The organism is Paenibacillus sp. ov031, assembly GCF_900143165.1.
In the GTDB taxonomy this organism is placed as follows: domain Bacteria; phylum Bacillota; class Bacilli; order Paenibacillales; family Paenibacillaceae; genus Paenibacillus; species Paenibacillus marchantiae.
Genome location: NZ_FRDO01000001.1, coordinates 192,966 through 210,272 on the forward strand (window position 1 = coordinate 192,966; position 17,307 = coordinate 210,272).

Below are 17,307 nucleotides of genomic sequence, written 5' to 3' on the forward strand. Positions count from 1 at the left end.
GAAATGAATAAGGAGTTGTCAGCATGACATACAAATATCCACCTGTGAGTTCCAAAGTACCTCATATGTTACATGGTGCAGATTATAACCCGGAGCAATGGCTACGCTATCCTGAAGTCCTTGAGGAAGATATCCGATTGATGAAGCTTGCCAAATGTAATGTGATGTCCATTGGCATCTTCTCATGGGTATCCCTTGAACCGGAGGAAGGCGTGTACACGTTTGAATGGCTGGATCAAGTGCTGGATCGTTTTGCGGCCAATGGAATTTATGCATTTCTGGCTACCCCAAGCGGTGCAAGACCTGCCTGGATGTCCGCCAAGTATCCAGAAGTGTTGCGTGTTGGGGCCAATCGGGTTCGCAACCTGCATGGCTTCCGTCACAACCACTGTTACACATCTCCGGTATACCGAGAGAAGGTTACTGCAATCAATACAAAACTTGCAGAACGTTACTCGGATCATCCGGCAGTAATTGGCTGGCACATTTCCAATGAATTTGGCGGGGATTGCCACTGTGATTATTGTCAGGATGCTTTTCGCGGCTGGGTGAAAAACAAATACGGCACACTGGACGAGTTGAATCACTCTTGGTGGACGACATTCTGGAGCCATACCGTGACAGACTGGAAACAAGTGGAGTCTCCTGCCCCGCATGGAGAGACACAGGTCCATGCGATGAATCTGGACTGGCGCAGGTTTGTCACCGATCAGACCGCTGATTTTATCGTGCACGAAACGAAACCGCTGAAGGCCAAAAATCCCGATCTGCCGGTAACGACCAACCTGATGGAGTTTTATGAAGGATTGAACTACTGGAAATTCGCTGACATTCTGGATTTTCTGTCATGGGACAGTTATCCGACATGGCATGATGCGGACGAAGAAGATACGCTGGCATCCAGAGTGGCGATGATGCATGATATCGTTCGTTCCATCAAGGGCGGGCAGCCGTTTTTATTGATGGAGAGCACACCAAGCTCAACCAACTGGCAAGAGACCAGCAAATTGAAACGTCCGGGTATGCATTTGCTGGCATCTCTGCAAGCTGTAGCACACGGCTCGGACAGTGTACAGTACTTCCAGTGGAGGAAGAGTCGGGGTTCCAGTGAAAAGCTTCATGGAGCGGTTGTAGATCATGTTGGGCATGAACATACCCGCGTGTTCCAGGATGTAACTGACGTAGGAGCAGCACTAGAAGGAATGCAGGCGGTGGTTGGAACGTCCGTTCCGGCTGAGGTTGCCATCATCTTCGACTGGGAAAACCGCTGGGCAGTAAAGGATTCCCAAGGGCCGCGTAACATCGGAGTGAAGTACGAGCAGACGGTCGAATGGCATTATGATGCATTTTGGAAAAAAGGTGTGCCTGTGGACGTCATCGACATGGATACTGATCTCTCCAAGTACAAACTGCTCATCGCACCTATGCTCTATCTGGTACGTGAAGGAGTGGGCGAACGCATTGAGCGATTCGTGGAAAATGGTGGTACATTTGTAGCCACGTATTGGTCAGGTATCGTAAATGAGAATGATCTGTGCTTCCTGGGAGGATTCCCTGGACCGCTTCGCAAGACGCTGGGGATCTGGTCAGAAGAGATCGACGGCTTGCATGACCGTGATCTGAATGGGATTGTGCCTGTGAAGGACAACGAGCTTCAACTGAATGCCGAATATGATGCTTTCGAATTATGTGACCTGATTCATCTGGAAGGTGCAGAAGCTCTGGCGACATATCGCTCCGACTTCTATGCCGGACGGCCTGCTTTGACCGTTAATCGTCTTGGCTCAGGTAAAGCCTATTATATGGCTACACGTTTCAAAGCTCCATTTTACGATGATTTCTATGGCAGTCTAATCGCTGATCTGGGTATAGAGCGTGCTCTTGAAACTCAGCTTCCTGCTGGAGTTACGGCACACATTCGTACAGATGGCACAGCGGATTATGTATTTGTGCAGAACTACACACCGGAGACGAAGCAAGTACAACTGGACAACCAGTCCTATCGTGATCTGCTGAGTGATGATGCTGTAGAGGGCAGCCTGGATTTGGAACCATATGATATCCGAGTATTGCGCAGAGCGGCTGAGCGTAAATAATATATTTGTTACTCATTTGGCTGGAAAATGTAGGGATAACAGCGATCGAAAGGTTGTTCTATCATCGGAGTGGCAAGTGTAAATATTCTTTAGTTTAACTTATATAGTGTGCAGAAGGGCCACCCTTAACGTCTCGATCAGACGGATAGGGTAGTCCTTTTTGTCGTATTTAGATCACAATGAGTACTTTTTCTGGGCAAGATAAAGGATAAACGTGTCCGCGCAGCGAAGACAAACAGGTAACATTGCAACTCATGACTTTCAGTCTGGGAGGAATTGGAATGAATCAAAGGAATTTAGACGGTAACAGCTTTATTATTCGGCTGGAAATGACAACAAAAGACATCAAGTTTGGTGAAGTGGCCTCGGCCATCTCGGAAGCTGGCGGAGACATTATCGCCATCGACGTAATTTCGACCAATCAGGATGTAAGTGTGCGCGACTTAACTGTCGCTGTAACGGATGCACAAGATAACAGCAAAATTATAGAAGGGGTGCGCCAGCTTAAAGGAGCATCCATCATAAACGTATCGGACCGGACGTTCCTGCTGCACTTGGGCGGCAAGATCGAAGTTACTCCGAAGGTCCCGATTCATAACCGTGAAGACCTGTCACGTGTATATACACCGGATGTGGCCCGGGTATGTTCGGCTATATCAGAAGAGCCCGGAAAGGCATTTTCGCTGACAATCAAGCGGAATACGGTTGCCGTAGTATCCGATGGTAGTGCCGTGCTTGGCCTTGGCAACATTGGACCACGTGCCGCGATGCCAGTCATGGAAGGTAAAGCGATGTTGTTCAAACAGTTTGCAGGAGTGGACGCTTTCCCGATCTGCCTGGATACACAGGATACCGAGGAAATCATTCGAACTGTGAAAGCGATCTCACCAGCGTTTGGCGGGATTAACCTAGAGGATATTTCTTCACCACGTTGCTTCGAAATTGAGCGTCGCCTGAATGAGGAACTGGACATCCCGGTATTTCATGATGACCAGCACGGTACAGCAGTTGTGTTGTATGCAGGTCTGATCAATGCGCTCAAGCTGGTTGGTAAATCCATCACGGATGTGAAAATTGTCGTCTGTGGTATCGGTGCAGCAGGTGTGGCATGCAGTAATATTCTGCTGTCCGCGGGTGCGAGTCGGGTTGTCGGGGTGGATCGTGATGGTGCGCTGGTACGGACGAATACCTATGAAAATGAAGTATGGAGCGACTATGCGGCTCGTACCAATCCGGAACTGGAGACAGGTTCACTTCGTGACGTGATTCGCGGAGCAGATGTCTTCATCGGTCTGTCGCGCGGTAACCTGTTAACCCGTGAAGATGTGCAAACCATGGCCGCTGATCCAATTGTTTTCGCCATGGCGAATCCTGTACCGGAAATTATGCCGTCTGTGGTGGAAGACATCGTGGCTGTCATGGCGACAGGCCGCTCAGATTATCCGAATCAGATCAATAACGTATTGTGTTTCCCAGGTATGTTCAGAGCCGTTCTGGATTGCCGTGCCAGTGAGATTAATGAAGAGATGAAGCTCGCAGCAGCTCAGGCGATTGCTTCAGCCATTTCCGATGAAGAGCGCACCCGCTATTATATTATTCCGAGTGTGTTTAACGATAAAATCGTCAAATCGATGCGCAATCGCGTGATTGAAGCAGCGGTCAAAACGGGTGTGGCAAGACGTATCCCGCGTGAACAAACTCGCGAAGGCGGGGACGTGTAAGATGCAAGAGAATTCCCCTCAACATCTGAACCTACACACGCAACAATTAGGGCATGGGGATCAGGTTGATGGAACGTTAACAGGAGAGGCTATTCTTCGGGCGGCTCGTGCTTTTGTACAGGGAGATGCGGCCGCACATACGGATGGTCATGACTGGCCGCATATCGAGCGGGTGACCGCACTTGCGGTCGAGCTTGCACACCGTATGGGTGCCGATCCCTTTATCTGTGAACTCGCTGCATTGCTTCATGATGTGCCGGATGAGAAGCTTAACGAAAGTCTTGAAGCCGGAATGGCGAAGCTGAATGCATGGCTGGATACCCAGCCGCTTGAAGCGGGTACACGGGAAGCTGTGGTACGCATCATTAGTTCCATTTCCTATGCAGGAGGGCAGCGACCTGCCGTCTCATCCCTGGAAGCCCAGGTGGTGCAGGATGCGGATCGCCTGGATGCGCTGGGCGCTATTGGTATTGCGCGTACGTTTGCTTTTGCCGGCGCGAGAGGTCGTGAGATGTATGATCCCGCCCTTCCGCCACGAGAGCAGATGACGCGGGAGGAATACCGGAATGGACGCAGTACAACGATCAATCACTTTTACGAAAAGCTGTTTAAGCTAAAAGATCTGATGAATACGTCCTATGGCAAGGAACTGGCAGAGCAGCGTCATGACTTTATGGTGCAGTTTGTGGAGCAGTTCAAGCGTGAATGGGAAGGAAGGTTTTCATAACTTTCTCCGTTTGAGTTAAACATACAATACCCCCTACTTCCGAGAGTGGAGTGTGGGGTATTGTTTTGTGTACATAGAAGTAGTAGGGAATGGAATTTAACTCATCAACAGGATACAGGGCATGGTAACCCAAAGGCTTCCATGATACAATAAATCGTTCTCCTGAATTGATTTCGGGCAAAAAAAGAAATATGGGGTAATAATGATAATGATCATCCAACGAATGAAATCAGTTTCGAAAAAGAGGAGGGGTCACCATGTCATTTGGTGCACGTGTACTTAAGACAGGGATTGCGGTCACGCTGGCCCTGTACCTTAGCAGCATGTTCCTGAACCCGCAATCTCCCGTTCCCGCCGCAATTGCGGCCATCTTTGCGATGCAGCCATCCATTTATCGTTCCTGGAAGTATTTCCTGGATCAGCTGCAGACCACCACACTTGGGGCAATTGTGGCCCTGCTGGGAGGCATGGTGCTGTCCAATGAGCCCATCGCCGTCGGGTTAATTATTGTGCTGGTTATTATGATTTGTCTTAAATTGAATATGGGCGAAACGGTTGGCCTGACGCTGGTAACCGTTGTATCAATTATGGAAGCGTCGGGTGACTGGCATTTTGCATTGAACCGTTTCCTGCTGACACTTGTCGGCATTGTATCTGCTTTTCTTATTAATATTACCGTATTTCCACCCAAGCCGAAGATTCAGTTCGTGAAACAGATTCAGAGTGTGTTCAGTGGCATGTCACTGCTGCTGCGGACATCGATCTCGGATGAGATTAAGGAAGTGGTGTTCCGGGATGAGAAAAATAATCTGGGCGGTTCCATTAAATCTTTGTCAGATAAATATAATTTGTTTGAAGAAGAACAGAAGAAGATGAAACGTTCCACATTCAGCGAGACCCGGCAGATGGTCGTATACAAACAGATGCTGCTGAGTCTGCAAAAAGGATTCGATGTGCTGGATTCGGTAGAACGCCATTATTTCCAGGCATCGCGAACACCGGAAATGGATCAGTTCTTTGATACACATCTGGAGCTTGTTATCAAATTCCATGAACATGCGCTGCTCAAATTCGAGGATAAGCTGAAACCGAACGGGGAAGAGGCGGCACAGTTCATTTTGGATAATGATCGCTTCATGGAGCAGGCCATTTCCCAGTTTGATATTGATCAGGAAGGGATGCTGAGACTGTCCATCGTAGCTGCCGCGATCTATGACTATGGCTATCAACTAGAACGATTGAACCGGCTTGCCGAACATGTGCATAGTGCCAGTGAAGACAAGGAGTCACAGGATAAAATTCTGAATTGGCTTAAATGGCCGTAAACATGGTAGTACAGTTTGCGGTGATGTGGTTTCATCATATACAATGGAACCACAACCAGCCCGGACAGCGTGTCCGGGTTGTTTTGTCATACATAGCGCAAACCTTGCGCAACCAACTCAATCGAACCGAGGTAGATACGTATGAATTTAACACAGCTTGACCCTAAATGGACGCAGTGGTTCAATGGACAGGATCTGGAGCAGAAGCAGCACGAAGCGATGCAATTACTGACTGTGTCCGAAGATGGCTGGCCACATCAGGCGATGATCAGTATGGGGGAAGTTATTGCCGTCACGCCCAACCTGCTGAGACTGGCTTTATGGCCGGGAACACAGACAAGTATGAATATGAGTCGAACAGGCAAGGCTACCTTGATTGCTGTTCATCAGAAATGCTTGTTATCTATTCGTCTAGATGTGACTTCACTGCCACAACTCATGGAAGCTGTGCATCCGAGAGATCGTTTCGAGGCTAAGGTGTTAAACGTTCGTGTAGATCATGCACCTTATGCGGAGATTACTTCAGGGATAACATTTCAGTTAAAAGATGAGTCTGGGGCCATCACACGCTGGAGAGAGACCATTGAAGAATTACGACAATAGTATAGGAGCGTTCTATATTCAACCAATTTGAGGGTAATAATAGAATGAAGACAACAAAAAACGCCTCCGCTTGCATCGGGACGTTGTCACTGGTACAATAAAAAATGGTTTTCAGAAAATTAGAACTAATTAACATAAAATAAAAATGTTTACTTTCTAATTAATTATACCATAGCCTTTTCGGGCTTGTCAAATGGGCTTTTGAGGACACAATCCGGGGAAAGAGGGGCGTATTAATATATGAGTACAGACCAGCAATGGAGCGAGGAGCAACAGCGGGTCAACATTGTAACAGAACAGATCGATCGGAAAATCGACATCCTAGAAAAAGAGGTAGGTTCCTTCAGGGACGAAGTTGTGGGGATGAGAAAAGATTTCTGGGACGAAGTCACCATGAACTTCAGCGAAGCGGATGACGTGGGTGAGACCTCCACCAGTATGAGGCAGCAATCACAGGTTCTATCGGATCGGGAGCGCAGTCATCTGAATACGGCAGCAGCGCTGGACAAAATGAAACGGCTGCATCATTCACCGTATTTTGGACGCATTGATTTTAAGGAAAGTGGCTATTCAAATGCAGAGCGAATCTATCTGGGGATCGCATCATTGCTGGATGAGAAGGAGGAGTCCTTCCTTGTCTATGACTGGCGTGCACCCATATCGAACCTGTATTACGATGGTGCGCCAGGTCCGGTCACGTATCATACACCGAGTGGTGAGATCCGTGGCGATATTGAGATGAAGCGGCAGTTTGTTATTCGGGACGGGCGTATCCGTTTTATGTTCGACACCGGAGTTACGATTGGGGACGAACTGTTACAGGCCGTTCTCAGTCGAACCTCGGATGCACAGATGAAAAGCATTGTGGCGACCATCCAGAAGGAGCAGAATCGGATTATCCGTAATGACCGGACTCGCATGCTGATCGTTCAGGGAGCTGCTGGCAGTGGTAAAACATCCGCTGCACTCCAGCGTGTGGCGTATCTTCTCTATAAATACCGCGAGCATCTGCAAGCAGATCAGATGGTCCTTTTTTCGCCAAACCCAATGTTCAACAGTTATGTTTCTACCGTACTACCTGAGCTTGGGGAGGAAAATATGCTGCAAACGACCTTCCAGGAGTATCTGGAACGCCGTCTGGGCCGTGAATATCAGCTGGAAGACCCATTCATTCAGCTTGAATATGTACTGACCGGAACAGAAGATCCTCAGTATGAAGCACGCATGTCCGGCATTCGATTCAAGTCATCCGAATCTTTCCTGAAGGTGATAACACGTTATAAGGACAGCATGATGTCGGAAGGCATGAAGTTCAAGCCGGTTCGTTTCCAGGGACGGGCTGTGGTTACAGCTGAGGCCATGGCGGAGAAATTCTATAGCTTCGAGCCATCCGTCAAACTGGTGAATCGATTGGAAATCCTGCGGGACTGGATGCTGAAAGAGTTATCGGCCTTTGGCAAAGGTGAATTGGAAGCCCCTTGGGTAGATCAACAAATGGATCTGATGGAGCCGGAAGATCTGCAACGGGCCTATCAGCGCCTCAAGCGAAAGCAAAAAGGGAAGTCGGACACGTTCGATGATTTCCAGCAGGAACGGGAGATCCTTGCCCGGATGGTGGTCAGTGATCGGCTCAAGCCTTTACGCAAATGGATCAAATCGCTACGTTTTGTCGATGTCCGTCAACTGTACGCGCACTTATTCAACGACCGGGCCCAGATGGTTCGCCTGTTGGGAGAGGAAGAACTGCCTTCACATTGGGAAGAGATTAGTGAGATGACACTTCGCAGACTGAAAGTACAGGAGCTGGCCTATGAGGATATCACACCTTATTTGTATCTGCGTGAGTTGCTGCTTGGTTTCCATATTAACTCCAATATCCGCCATGTGATCATAGACGAGGCGCAGGATTACTCTGCCTTCCAGCTGGCCTTTATGAAAAGATTGTTCCCGAGATCGAAAATCACCGCACTTGGAGATTTTAATCAAGCTATCTATGCTCACTCTTCGGTATTGAGTGGTACGGGACCGCTGACTAACCTGTATGGACCGGAAAATACGGAAGTGATCGAGCTGACGAGAAGTTATCGTTCAACACAGGAGATCGTGGAGTTTACACGCGGCATGGTTCCCGGTGGAGAAGAGATCGTTCCATTTAACCGAGGCGGGGAGAAGCCGAAAGTGATCGTTTCTTCCAATGAACAGGAGCATCTGGATGTTATTACAGCCGATCTCAAGCATCTGATTCAGGAAGGGTATGAATCAGTTGCGGTCATCTGCAAAACCGCGGAAGAGAGCAAGGACATTCATGAGGCGTTAAGCAAAGTACTGCCTGCGGCACCGAAACTGATCAAGAAAACAACACTTGCCTTTGAACGGGGTGTTCATGTCATCCCAGCGTATCTGGCCAAAGGTGTGGAGTTTGATGCCGTTCTGATCTATGACGGATCTGCATCGCAATATGCGCAGGAACATGAACGTAAGCTGTTCTATACGGCATGTACCCGTGCAATGCATTTACTGCATGTCTATTGCATGGGTAAACCGAGCCCATTTATTACATCCCAGTCCGAGGAATTGTATGATATGGGCAAGGTATCTGCGGCTCAGGCCGATTGACTTCGTCTTTCAGGTTCATGAAGAAGGCTTCCGTTCGATGGGACGGGAGTCTTTCTGTGTATTGCGGAATATGATGTGGGGAATAAGAAGCTCCATGGGGATGGTCTTTGGTGTGAGAAGTATGGAGTAGAACACTGGACATAATTGGACATAGTAATTTCATCTCTTCTGACATGAGATCAGGCGGATTAGGTTTCATGGATAAAAAATGATCCATCCTTTGTGTTCATGTACAATAGGTGTGAATTTTCTTTACACATGACGGCGAGACTCATATAATCGTAACAATCTATTTTTTTTTGGATCGTTTATTTAATGAAGGAGGCAGCAACATGAACACACCATCTTTTGAACGCCCATTAATGGCGGATTGCGTACCGGATCTGGTGGCAACAGCACGGGGAGACTTGCCTGCTACCTTGGTCATTCGGGGCGGAACGCTGGTTAATGTGGTTTCGGGTGAAATTTTGCCGGGCATGTCTGTAGCGGTACAGGGAGCCCGGATTGCATATGTTGGTAAAGATGTAAGCCATACAATTGGAGAGAATACACGCATCATTGAGGCTGAAGGCAAATACATTGCTCCCGGATTGCTGGATGGGCACTGTCACATTGAAAGTACACAAATGAAAGTAACGGAGTTTGCGAGAGCCGTTCTACCTTCCGGTACAACGGGAGGGTTCTTTGACCCGCATGAGATCTCCAATGTGCTTGGACTCAAAGGTCTGCGATTGATGCTGGATGAAGCACGGACGACGCCAATGGCTGCTTATATGCAGGTGGCTTCCTGTGTTCCTTCCACACATCCTGGACTGGAGACAACAGGCGCTTATATTGGACCGGAAGAAGTGGCGGAAGCCCTCTCCTGGGGTCCGGATATGATTGGTCTCGGTGAAGTGATGAACTTCCCTGGGGTCGTGTACGGGGACGAGACGATGATCGGTGAGATTCAGGCGACGCTCCGAGCGGGCAAGGTGGCAGACGGTCACTTCACCTGGGCAGCGGATGACTGGCGTCTGCCAGCCTACGCAGCAAGCGGCGTTACGGGGGATCATGAATGTGTTACGAAGGAAGATGTAGTGGAACGCCTGCGGCTTGGCATGTACGCCAAAATGCGTCAGGGCTCTGCTTGGCATGACGTTGCGGAAACGATCAAAGCCTGTACAGAGCTTGGCCTGGATACACGTCGCATGATGCTGGTGACTGATGACCGGAGTTCGGAATCGCTGCTCAAAGAAGGCCATATGGACTTTGTTGTGCGTTTGGCCATTTCTCAAGGAGTGAAGCCGGTTACCGCTTTCCAGATGGCAACGATTAATACGGCTGAACGTTTCGGTGTAGCACGCGATATTGGTGCGGTTATTCCGGGGAATATCGCCGACATTATTTTGCTGGATGGACGCTTGGCTGATGTCCGTGTAGGCATGACGATTGCCGCAGGGCATATCGTGGCAGAGAACGGCAAAATGACAGCGGTCTGGGACAGCTTCACATATCCGGAAGAGGCGCTGAACACCGTGAAACTGGAAGCCAACATCCGGCCGAAGGATATGGAGCTGTCTGCGCCGATTACCGAAGGTACGATTGGAGCGAAAGTCATTCATGTGACGGAGAATCATGTGGATACCAAGGAGAAGCATGTTAATGTCACGGTAGAACATGGCAATGTCGTCGTTTCAACATCAGGTGAAATCTGCAAAATTGCAGTGCTGGAGCGTCACAAACAAACGGGCAATCGCGCCGTTGCTCTTGTTGGGGGCATAGGCTTCACAGGTCCTGCGGCCATTGCGATGACCGTTGCGCATGACAGCCACAATCTGCTCATTATCGGGAATGATGACGCATTGATGGCTGAAGCGGGCAACCGGGTCATTGGAATGCAGGGCGGCGTAGCTGTCGTGACTGCCTCTGGTGTGACTGAATTCCCGCTGCGCATTGCAGGCTTGATGTCCACGGAATCTTTTGAAGTGGTAGCAGCTCAATCTGCGGCTGTCAGTGAAGCGTTACAGTCTGCGGGCTGTACGTTAAATAATGCGTTTATGACGCTATCTCTGCTGGCACTTGTTGTTATTCCGGAATTGCGCTTGTCTGATAAAGGACTGGTACGCATTTCGGCAGAAGGCATTGAGCTGGTATCCCTGTTTGATGAGATGGTGGAGAATACACCGGCTGCTCCAGCTGGTAATTAATGAATAATAGCGTATCCATTCTTCCTTGAAATGGGAAGAGAAGTGTAGGTCGCCTTTGGGCGGCCTTTTTTTATTTTCAGAGGAAAACGCTTACTAGGTCTTGAGTCGTCTGTTGTACATATGCAAAAATTAACCCATGTTGGGGTGGAATTAGGCTTAAATTAAAAAGTTTTTCATAAATGAGACTTTAGAACTATAAATACAGAAGTGTGAATACCCGAAATAATGTTATATGATTCTTTCGTCGTGAGTCTAAGAGATGATGTTGCATATAAAAGCAATGTAAATAGTCGTACATCGAAATCGTATCCAATGAATGAATATAAAACGACAGAATTTCATCGAGATTTGCACGATAGAGCTGCATAACATCAAAGGGAGTGTACAAATATGAAAAGCAAAAGAAGATACCAATTCATCTTGTTAATCAGTTGTTTCATGCTGTTTGTAGGGAATACTTATGTTTGCAAGGCCACTGCACTTGGCTCAGTCGACAGTTATGAAACCATCCATGGAACGGTACAGGGAACCGTAAGAGCAACCTGGGTATGGGACACGACGCAGATTCAAAGTAACCCTCAGCTAGTGCTGAAGTTTGCCACAACGAACAAAATCAATACGATCTACCTACAAATGAATCGGGATGTAAAGCTTCCGTACTATACGGATTTTATTCGTAGGGCCAGAGAGAAAAATATTGCCGTAGACGTTATGGATGGAAGACCTGCTTGGGGACTGACGGAGAGCCGGGATCAAATTGCAGATTTTCTGGACTGGGTTGAAGCGTATCAAAATCAAGTAGAGCCCAATGAGAAGTTTGCCGGCATCCATTTGGACATTGAACCTCATGTACATCCAGAGTGGAAAACCAATCAAGCCAGTGTGATTACGCAGTGGCAGGGGAACGTTCAATACATTGTCGATCGGGCCGCACGGATGAAGATGCCTGTTGCCGCTGACCTGCCTTTCTGGCTGGATGGTTATAAAATTCCGGGTTCCACGATGAATGTAAGCAGCTGGATGATCCGCAAGTTTGACTCGATTACCATTATGGCTTACCGGGATACCGCTGCGGCCATCTATAATGTAGCGAAGGATGAGCTTGAGGAAGCGTCACTTTTGGGTAAAACGGTATCGATCGCCGTGGAGACCAAGCAAAGCAAGGAAGGCGATTTTATTACCTTTTATGAAGAGGGTACAGCGTATATGGAGGCACAGCTTAAGCTGGTCGAGAAAATGGCAAGTGTGCACTCGTCCTTTAACGGATTCTCTGTGCATGAGTACAGCTCATGGGAGACTTTGAAAAAGTAAAATGGAGTTCCATTCATCAGAATGATAAAGAAGGTGCTTACGACCGAACAGGTTGTAGCACCTTCTTTGCATCTTCTATCTGAAATATAAGTGGAGAGCATTGAACAATCGTCAATTCAATGTGCTGAGTACCGCACCGGATAGGAGTTTAAGCTTAGACCAGTGCAGGTTCCATCGCCACTTTCTCATAAAACATTTTGCGATATTGGGACGGGGTAATATTCTTGTGTTTCTTGAATGTTGTAATGAAGTAGCTCAAATGCTCGAACCCAACGTCCATGGCAATATCCACAATTTTGTGATCGGTATTCTCAAGCTGAACACAGGCCTGCTGGATGCGATAATAGTTGATATAGTCGACCGGACTTTTCTGCACCATCTGTTTGAAAAAGCGGCAAAAATGTCCTTCGCTCATGTTGGCCTCATCTGCCAGTTCTTTTAACTTGAGTGGTTCGGGGTAACGATTGTGAATATAGCTTAGAACTGATTTCAGGCGCTCCACTTTATCGTGGCTGCCTGACGGAACGGTCCCTTTGAGTGCAGCAGGTCTCATATGTTCAAACATTTGTGCAAATATTAAATAGAGGTAAGCTTTGGTTGTCATCTCGCAGGTTGGTGTGCCAGTGGCATGATCGGCGAAAATTCGTTTCAAATGAAAAATGATTTCTTGCCCCCACGCTTCATCGGTTTGGATATGGTAAGGGGGAAGAACTGTTTTATGCACTAGCGGGCCAATGAACTTCTCCTGTACGGCATCAAACGTCCGACTGCCTAACAGCTCCGGATTAAATACAATGGATGAAAAAACACAGGGGACATCGCCTTTAAGGTAGCCTGCGTGAATTTCCCCCCGATTAATAAAGATGGCTTCTCCCGCCTGAACCTCTACCGTATTCATATCAATTTGAAAAACAGCACTGCCCTGAGTCACCATGGTGAACTCCATCTCGTCATGCCAATGGCAATCGAGAATGCTGTCGCCATTCAATTGTTGAATATCCGGGTACACACTGACTGGATACATGGCATTGCCGTGAATCCGGTCTTCCCGTAATCGTTCACGTTCCATATGAGAATCTCCTTTTGCATCATTATTAATGTAAACGTTCCCATAGATTGGTGGTGTTTATAAAGAATCGGATATGAAATATCAGAATCGTGATATATTTGGTCAAAATATGAGAAGAAATTCGTTATTAATGTCAATATTATTATAGTATAACCGAAGGGGGAAAGAAAACATGAAATTTACTGATGGATTCTGGATGACTCGTGAAGGGTACCACGTTCAAAACCCGACTGACATTCGTGATATTGTGCAAAAAGAGGATTCTTTAACCGTACATGCGGCTACTAAATATATTCGTACCAAAGGCGACACGTTGAACGGTACATTACTTAAAGCAACATACAGCTCCCCTATGCCTAACGTTATTCGCGTAACCTTGAATCACCATAAGGGCAGAGTGAAAAAAGGGCCTGAATTTGAGCTTAACCATCAAGATGTGAAAGTAGACATCTCGAAAAATGAACAAGGCGCTGTTTTGAAAAGCGGCAATCTGGAAGTTCAAATCGACAAAACGAACGGTTGGGACGTCAGCTTCCTGTATGGAGGAAAACGGATTACAGGTAGCGGTCAAAGAGCGGCTGGTTATATTACAGGTCCAAGTAAGGAAGCGTACTTCCGCGAGCAGCTTGATCTCGGCATTGGTGAATACGTTTACGGACTTGGTGAGCGCTTTACGCCGTTTGTTAAGAATGGCCAAGTGGTGGACACTTGGAATGAGGACGGCGGTACAAGCAGTGAGCAGTCCTATAAGAATATTCCTTTCTACTTGTCCAACAAAGGATATGGCGTATTTGTAAACCATCCTGAACGCGTATCGTATGAGATTGCATCTGAGAATGTATCTAAAGTGCAGTTCAGCGTAGAAGGCGAGACTTTGGAATACTTCATTATCGGTGGGGACAATCCAAAGGATGTACTTGATAATTATACGAAATTAACAGGTAAACCAGCGCTTCCACCGGCATGGACGTTTGGTCTGTGGCTGACAACATCATTCACAACGGATTATGATGAAGCAACGGTTAACCATTTCGTAGATGGCATGGCTGAACGTGATCTTCCGCTTTCTGTATTCCATTTTGACTGCTTCTGGATGAAGGAATACCAATGGTCTGATTTCGTATGGGATGAAGCGATGTTCCCAGATCCGGAAGGTATGCTTGCACGTCTGAAAGAAAAAGGACTCAAAATCTGCGCGTGGATCAATCCATACATTGCAGAAAAATCCTACTTGTTCGATGAAGGTATGGAGAACGGTTATCTGGTAAAAACAGCGGATGGCAGCGTATGGCAATGGGATTTGTGGCAAGCAGGTATGGCACTGGTTGATTTCACGAACCCAGATGCTGTTAATTGGTATAAGAGCAAGCTGGAAGTCCTGCTTGATCAAGGTGTTGATTCATTCAAAACAGACTTCGGTGAAAGAATTCCGACAGATGTCGTGTACTTCGATGGCTCTGATCCGGTTAAAATGCACAACTATTATACACAGCTCTATAACAAAGCTGTATTTGAATTGCTGGAAGATAAGATTGGCAAAAACGAGGCTGCCCTGTTTGCACGCTCTGCAACAGCAGGTGGTCAACAGTTCCCGGTTCACTGGGGCGGAGATTGCTCTTCTACTTATGAATCCATGGCTGAATCACTTCGAGGCGGCCTCTCACTTGGACTTTCCGGTTTCGGATTCTGGAGCCATGATATTAGCGGCTTTGAAAGTACAGCGACCCCTGACGTATACAAACGCTGGGTACAATTCGGACTTTTATCTTCTCACAGCCGCCTACACGGAAGCACTTCGTATCGTGTGCCTTGGCTGTTTGACGAGGAATCCGTGGACGTTGTTCGTGACTTTACCAAACTCAAAATCAGCCTGATGCCGTATCTTTACAATTCTGCGGTCGAGTCGACTGTAAAAGGTATTCCAATGATGCGCGCTATGCTGCTTGATTTCCCAGAGGATCCAACAACATATAGCCTGGATACACAATACATGTTTGGTGATTCGATTCTGGTGGCTCCAATCTTCAACAAGGAGGGTGATGTTCGTTATTACCTGCCTGAAGGTACATGGACCAACTATCTGACAGGTGCCAAAGTTGAAGGTGGACGTTGGATTAGCGAAAACCATGACTTCAAAACACTGCCAATGATGGTTAAGCCAAACAGCCTGATTGCTGTTGGTGCTGTGGATAGCAAACCGGATTATGACTTTGCGGACAATGTGTCCCTTCACTTGTTCGAACTGGCTGACAGCAACTCCGCTCAAGCGGTGGTTGTAAACCAAAGTGGTGAGCAGGAGCTGGTTGTTAACGTATCACGTAACGGTTCTGTTCTGGAAGTTCGTGCTGAAGGTGCAGGCAAAACATGGAATCTCGTGCTGCGTGGCATTGAGAGTGTATCCGGCGTAGAGGGTGGTTCCCAAATGTCTGGTGCAAATGGTGTTGTCGTTACGGCAGCAGCAGGTGCTAGCTCGCTTACAATTCAACTGTAATGTTTATTGGATGAACAGAAGGACGGTACCGCAAGGTGCCGTCTGTTTGTCTACTGTCGTGCCATGGAAGTATGGTTCTAACAAAGAAATGGTAGTATCATTTAGTTGCTAGCGACAGATAAAGATAGGGGATTATATCAAATGAGTACAACGAATTCAGGTTTACACCAAACCATTACAGCAGAGATGCTGCATCAGTTGGTAGAAAACACTTTTGGAACCGCTACCATTGTGAAGAGTTTTGCACTTTTACAGGGTGGACTTTTTAATACAACGTATCGAATTCAGCTTGAACATGCGTCGTACACGGATGTGATCTTACGTTTGGCTCCAGAGCGTGTAGAATTGCCATTGGGCTCTGCTGGAGATCCGTTATTTTCATTTGAACGGACGATGATGTCTGCTGAACCTGTCGTTTATGAATATTACCGTAAAGCAGGCATTCCCGCTCCAAACATTATTGCCTGTAATGACAGTGGATCGATCATTCCGAGAACCTACATGTTTATGGAGTTTATCCCCAGTAATCAATTGGATCATCCATCGATCTCGGAGTCAGATAAAGAGCGATTATATCATCAGCTCGGCGCTTATACCGCTGTCATGCATCAGATTGAGGGTGCATCGTTTGGTTGGCCGCAAGGGAATGGGACGATTAAAGGCTCGGATCATTGGTCCGAGGTGCTACACTCTTTTGCAGAAGAGACGGCACTCAAAGCTTCACAAGCCGGGTATATGCCAGGTGTGGGAGAAGAAATCGCAGATATGTTCATAACCAATAAGGATTTATTTGATCAGGTGACTGTTCCGGTTCTTGTTCATAATGATCTGTGGGAAGCCAACGTGCTTGTTCATGAGGAGAACGGGCAGCTAAACATAGCCGCCATCATTGATGGGGATCGTTCCATGTTTGCGGACAGGGCGTTTGAGGCGATTTTATCGACAGAATCATCAGCTGGTTTTCATGAAGGTTATGGCCGGCCACAGGATATGTCCGATAAGGGACAGGCACGCCTTCTTGCCTATCGCATACTTTCCTCTTACTTTAACGCATATGTGCATGAACATCAGGTGGATCAGCCGGAGGCAGGAGAGAAGTATCGTGAGCGTACACTGGATCTATTGAAAGAATGGAAGGGACTCAAACTTAACGAATAAG

Annotated in this window: 11 protein-coding genes; 10 read left to right on the forward strand and 1 reads right to left on the reverse strand. The window is 47.4% G+C overall.

Going from position 1 to position 17,307, the window contains the following annotated elements:
• The first annotated feature begins 23 nt into the window (after window positions 1-23).
• The 8 genes from BUA17_RS00845 (at window position 24) to BUA17_RS00880 (ending at window position 12,588) form a co-directional block, all read left to right on the forward strand.
• The gene (locus tag BUA17_RS00845; RefSeq protein ID WP_072732341.1) at window positions 24-2,096 is read left to right on the forward strand and encodes a beta-galactosidase; all 2,073 of its coding nucleotides are present in this window, start codon (window positions 24-26) and stop codon (window positions 2,094-2,096) included.
• Between the two features lie 281 nt (window positions 2,097-2,377).
• On the forward strand, window positions 2,378-3,817 hold the full coding sequence (locus BUA17_RS00850) for an NAD-dependent malic enzyme (protein ID WP_063564724.1): 1,440 nt from the start codon (window positions 2,378-2,380) through the stop codon (window positions 3,815-3,817).
• A 1-nt stretch (window position 3,818) separates the two neighbouring features.
• Window positions 3,819-4,544: an HD domain-containing protein gene (locus tag BUA17_RS00855; RefSeq protein ID WP_072732342.1), complete on the forward strand. Its 726-nt coding sequence runs from the start codon at window positions 3,819-3,821 to the stop codon at window positions 4,542-4,544.
• A gap of 257 nt (window positions 4,545-4,801) precedes the next feature.
• Entirely contained in the window at window positions 4,802-5,869 is a 1,068-nt protein-coding gene (locus BUA17_RS00860) for an FUSC family protein (RefSeq protein ID WP_063564722.1), read from the forward strand.
• 141 nt (window positions 5,870-6,010) lie between these two features.
• Window positions 6,011-6,472, forward strand: a complete 462-nt coding sequence (locus BUA17_RS00865; protein ID WP_072732343.1) for a hypothetical protein — start codon at window positions 6,011-6,013, stop codon at window positions 6,470-6,472.
• Between the two features lie 240 nt (window positions 6,473-6,712).
• Window positions 6,713-9,088, forward strand: coding sequence for an RNA polymerase recycling motor HelD (gene helD, locus BUA17_RS00870; RefSeq protein WP_072732344.1), 2,376 nt, complete (start codon window positions 6,713-6,715; stop codon window positions 9,086-9,088).
• A 332-nt stretch (window positions 9,089-9,420) separates the two neighbouring features.
• Complete coding sequence (locus BUA17_RS00875) at window positions 9,421-11,277, forward strand: adenine deaminase (RefSeq protein ID WP_072732345.1); 1,857 nt, start codon at window positions 9,421-9,423, stop codon at window positions 11,275-11,277.
• A gap of 390 nt (window positions 11,278-11,667) precedes the next feature.
• Window positions 11,668-12,588: a hypothetical protein gene (locus BUA17_RS00880; RefSeq protein WP_072732346.1), complete on the forward strand. Its 921-nt coding sequence runs from the start codon at window positions 11,668-11,670 to the stop codon at window positions 12,586-12,588.
• A 154-nt stretch (window positions 12,589-12,742) separates the two neighbouring features.
• Here the strand turns inward: BUA17_RS00880 and BUA17_RS00885 are convergent, their stop codons facing one another.
• The gene (locus BUA17_RS00885) at window positions 12,743-13,657 is read right to left on the reverse strand and encodes an AraC family transcriptional regulator (RefSeq protein ID WP_072732347.1); all 915 of its coding nucleotides are present in this window, start codon (window positions 13,655-13,657) and stop codon (window positions 12,743-12,745) included.
• A 172-nt stretch (window positions 13,658-13,829) separates the two neighbouring features.
• On the opposite strand from BUA17_RS00885, the gene yicI reads away from it, so the two are divergent.
• Window positions 13,830-16,148, forward strand: coding sequence for an alpha-xylosidase (yicI, locus tag BUA17_RS00890; RefSeq protein WP_072732348.1), 2,319 nt, complete (start codon window positions 13,830-13,832; stop codon window positions 16,146-16,148).
• Between the two features lie 141 nt (window positions 16,149-16,289).
• Window positions 16,290-17,306, forward strand: a complete 1,017-nt coding sequence (locus BUA17_RS00895) for a phosphotransferase family protein (protein WP_072732349.1) — start codon at window positions 16,290-16,292, stop codon at window positions 17,304-17,306.
• Window position 17,307 lies beyond the last annotated feature (1 nt).

What these genes read in the sequence shown, in the direction of transcription:
- BUA17_RS00845 (WP_072732341.1), top strand. Translation starts at nt 24, where the DNA reads ATGACATACAAATATCCACCTGTGAGTTCCAAAGTACCTCATATGTTA.
- BUA17_RS00865 (WP_072732343.1), top strand. Translation starts at nt 6,011, where the DNA reads ATGAATTTAACACAGCTTGACCCTAAATGGACGCAGTGGTTCAATGGA.
- BUA17_RS00855 (WP_072732342.1), top strand. Translation starts at nt 3,819, where the DNA reads ATGCAAGAGAATTCCCCTCAACATCTGAACCTACACACGCAACAATTA.
- helD (WP_072732344.1), top strand. Translation starts at nt 6,713, where the DNA reads ATGAGTACAGACCAGCAATGGAGCGAGGAGCAACAGCGGGTCAACATT.
- BUA17_RS00880 (WP_072732346.1), top strand. Translation starts at nt 11,668, where the DNA reads ATGAAAAGCAAAAGAAGATACCAATTCATCTTGTTAATCAGTTGTTTC.
- BUA17_RS00895 (WP_072732349.1), top strand. Translation starts at nt 16,290, where the DNA reads ATGAGTACAACGAATTCAGGTTTACACCAAACCATTACAGCAGAGATG.
- BUA17_RS00850 (WP_063564724.1), top strand. Translation starts at nt 2,378, where the DNA reads ATGAATCAAAGGAATTTAGACGGTAACAGCTTTATTATTCGGCTGGAA.
- yicI (WP_072732348.1), top strand. Translation starts at nt 13,830, where the DNA reads ATGAAATTTACTGATGGATTCTGGATGACTCGTGAAGGGTACCACGTT.
- BUA17_RS00875 (WP_072732345.1), top strand. Translation starts at nt 9,421, where the DNA reads ATGAACACACCATCTTTTGAACGCCCATTAATGGCGGATTGCGTACCG.
- BUA17_RS00885 (WP_072732347.1), bottom strand. Translation starts at nt 13,657, where the DNA reads ATGGAACGTGAACGATTACGGGAAGACCGGATTCACGGCAATGCCATG.
- BUA17_RS00860 (WP_063564722.1), top strand. Translation starts at nt 4,802, where the DNA reads ATGTCATTTGGTGCACGTGTACTTAAGACAGGGATTGCGGTCACGCTG.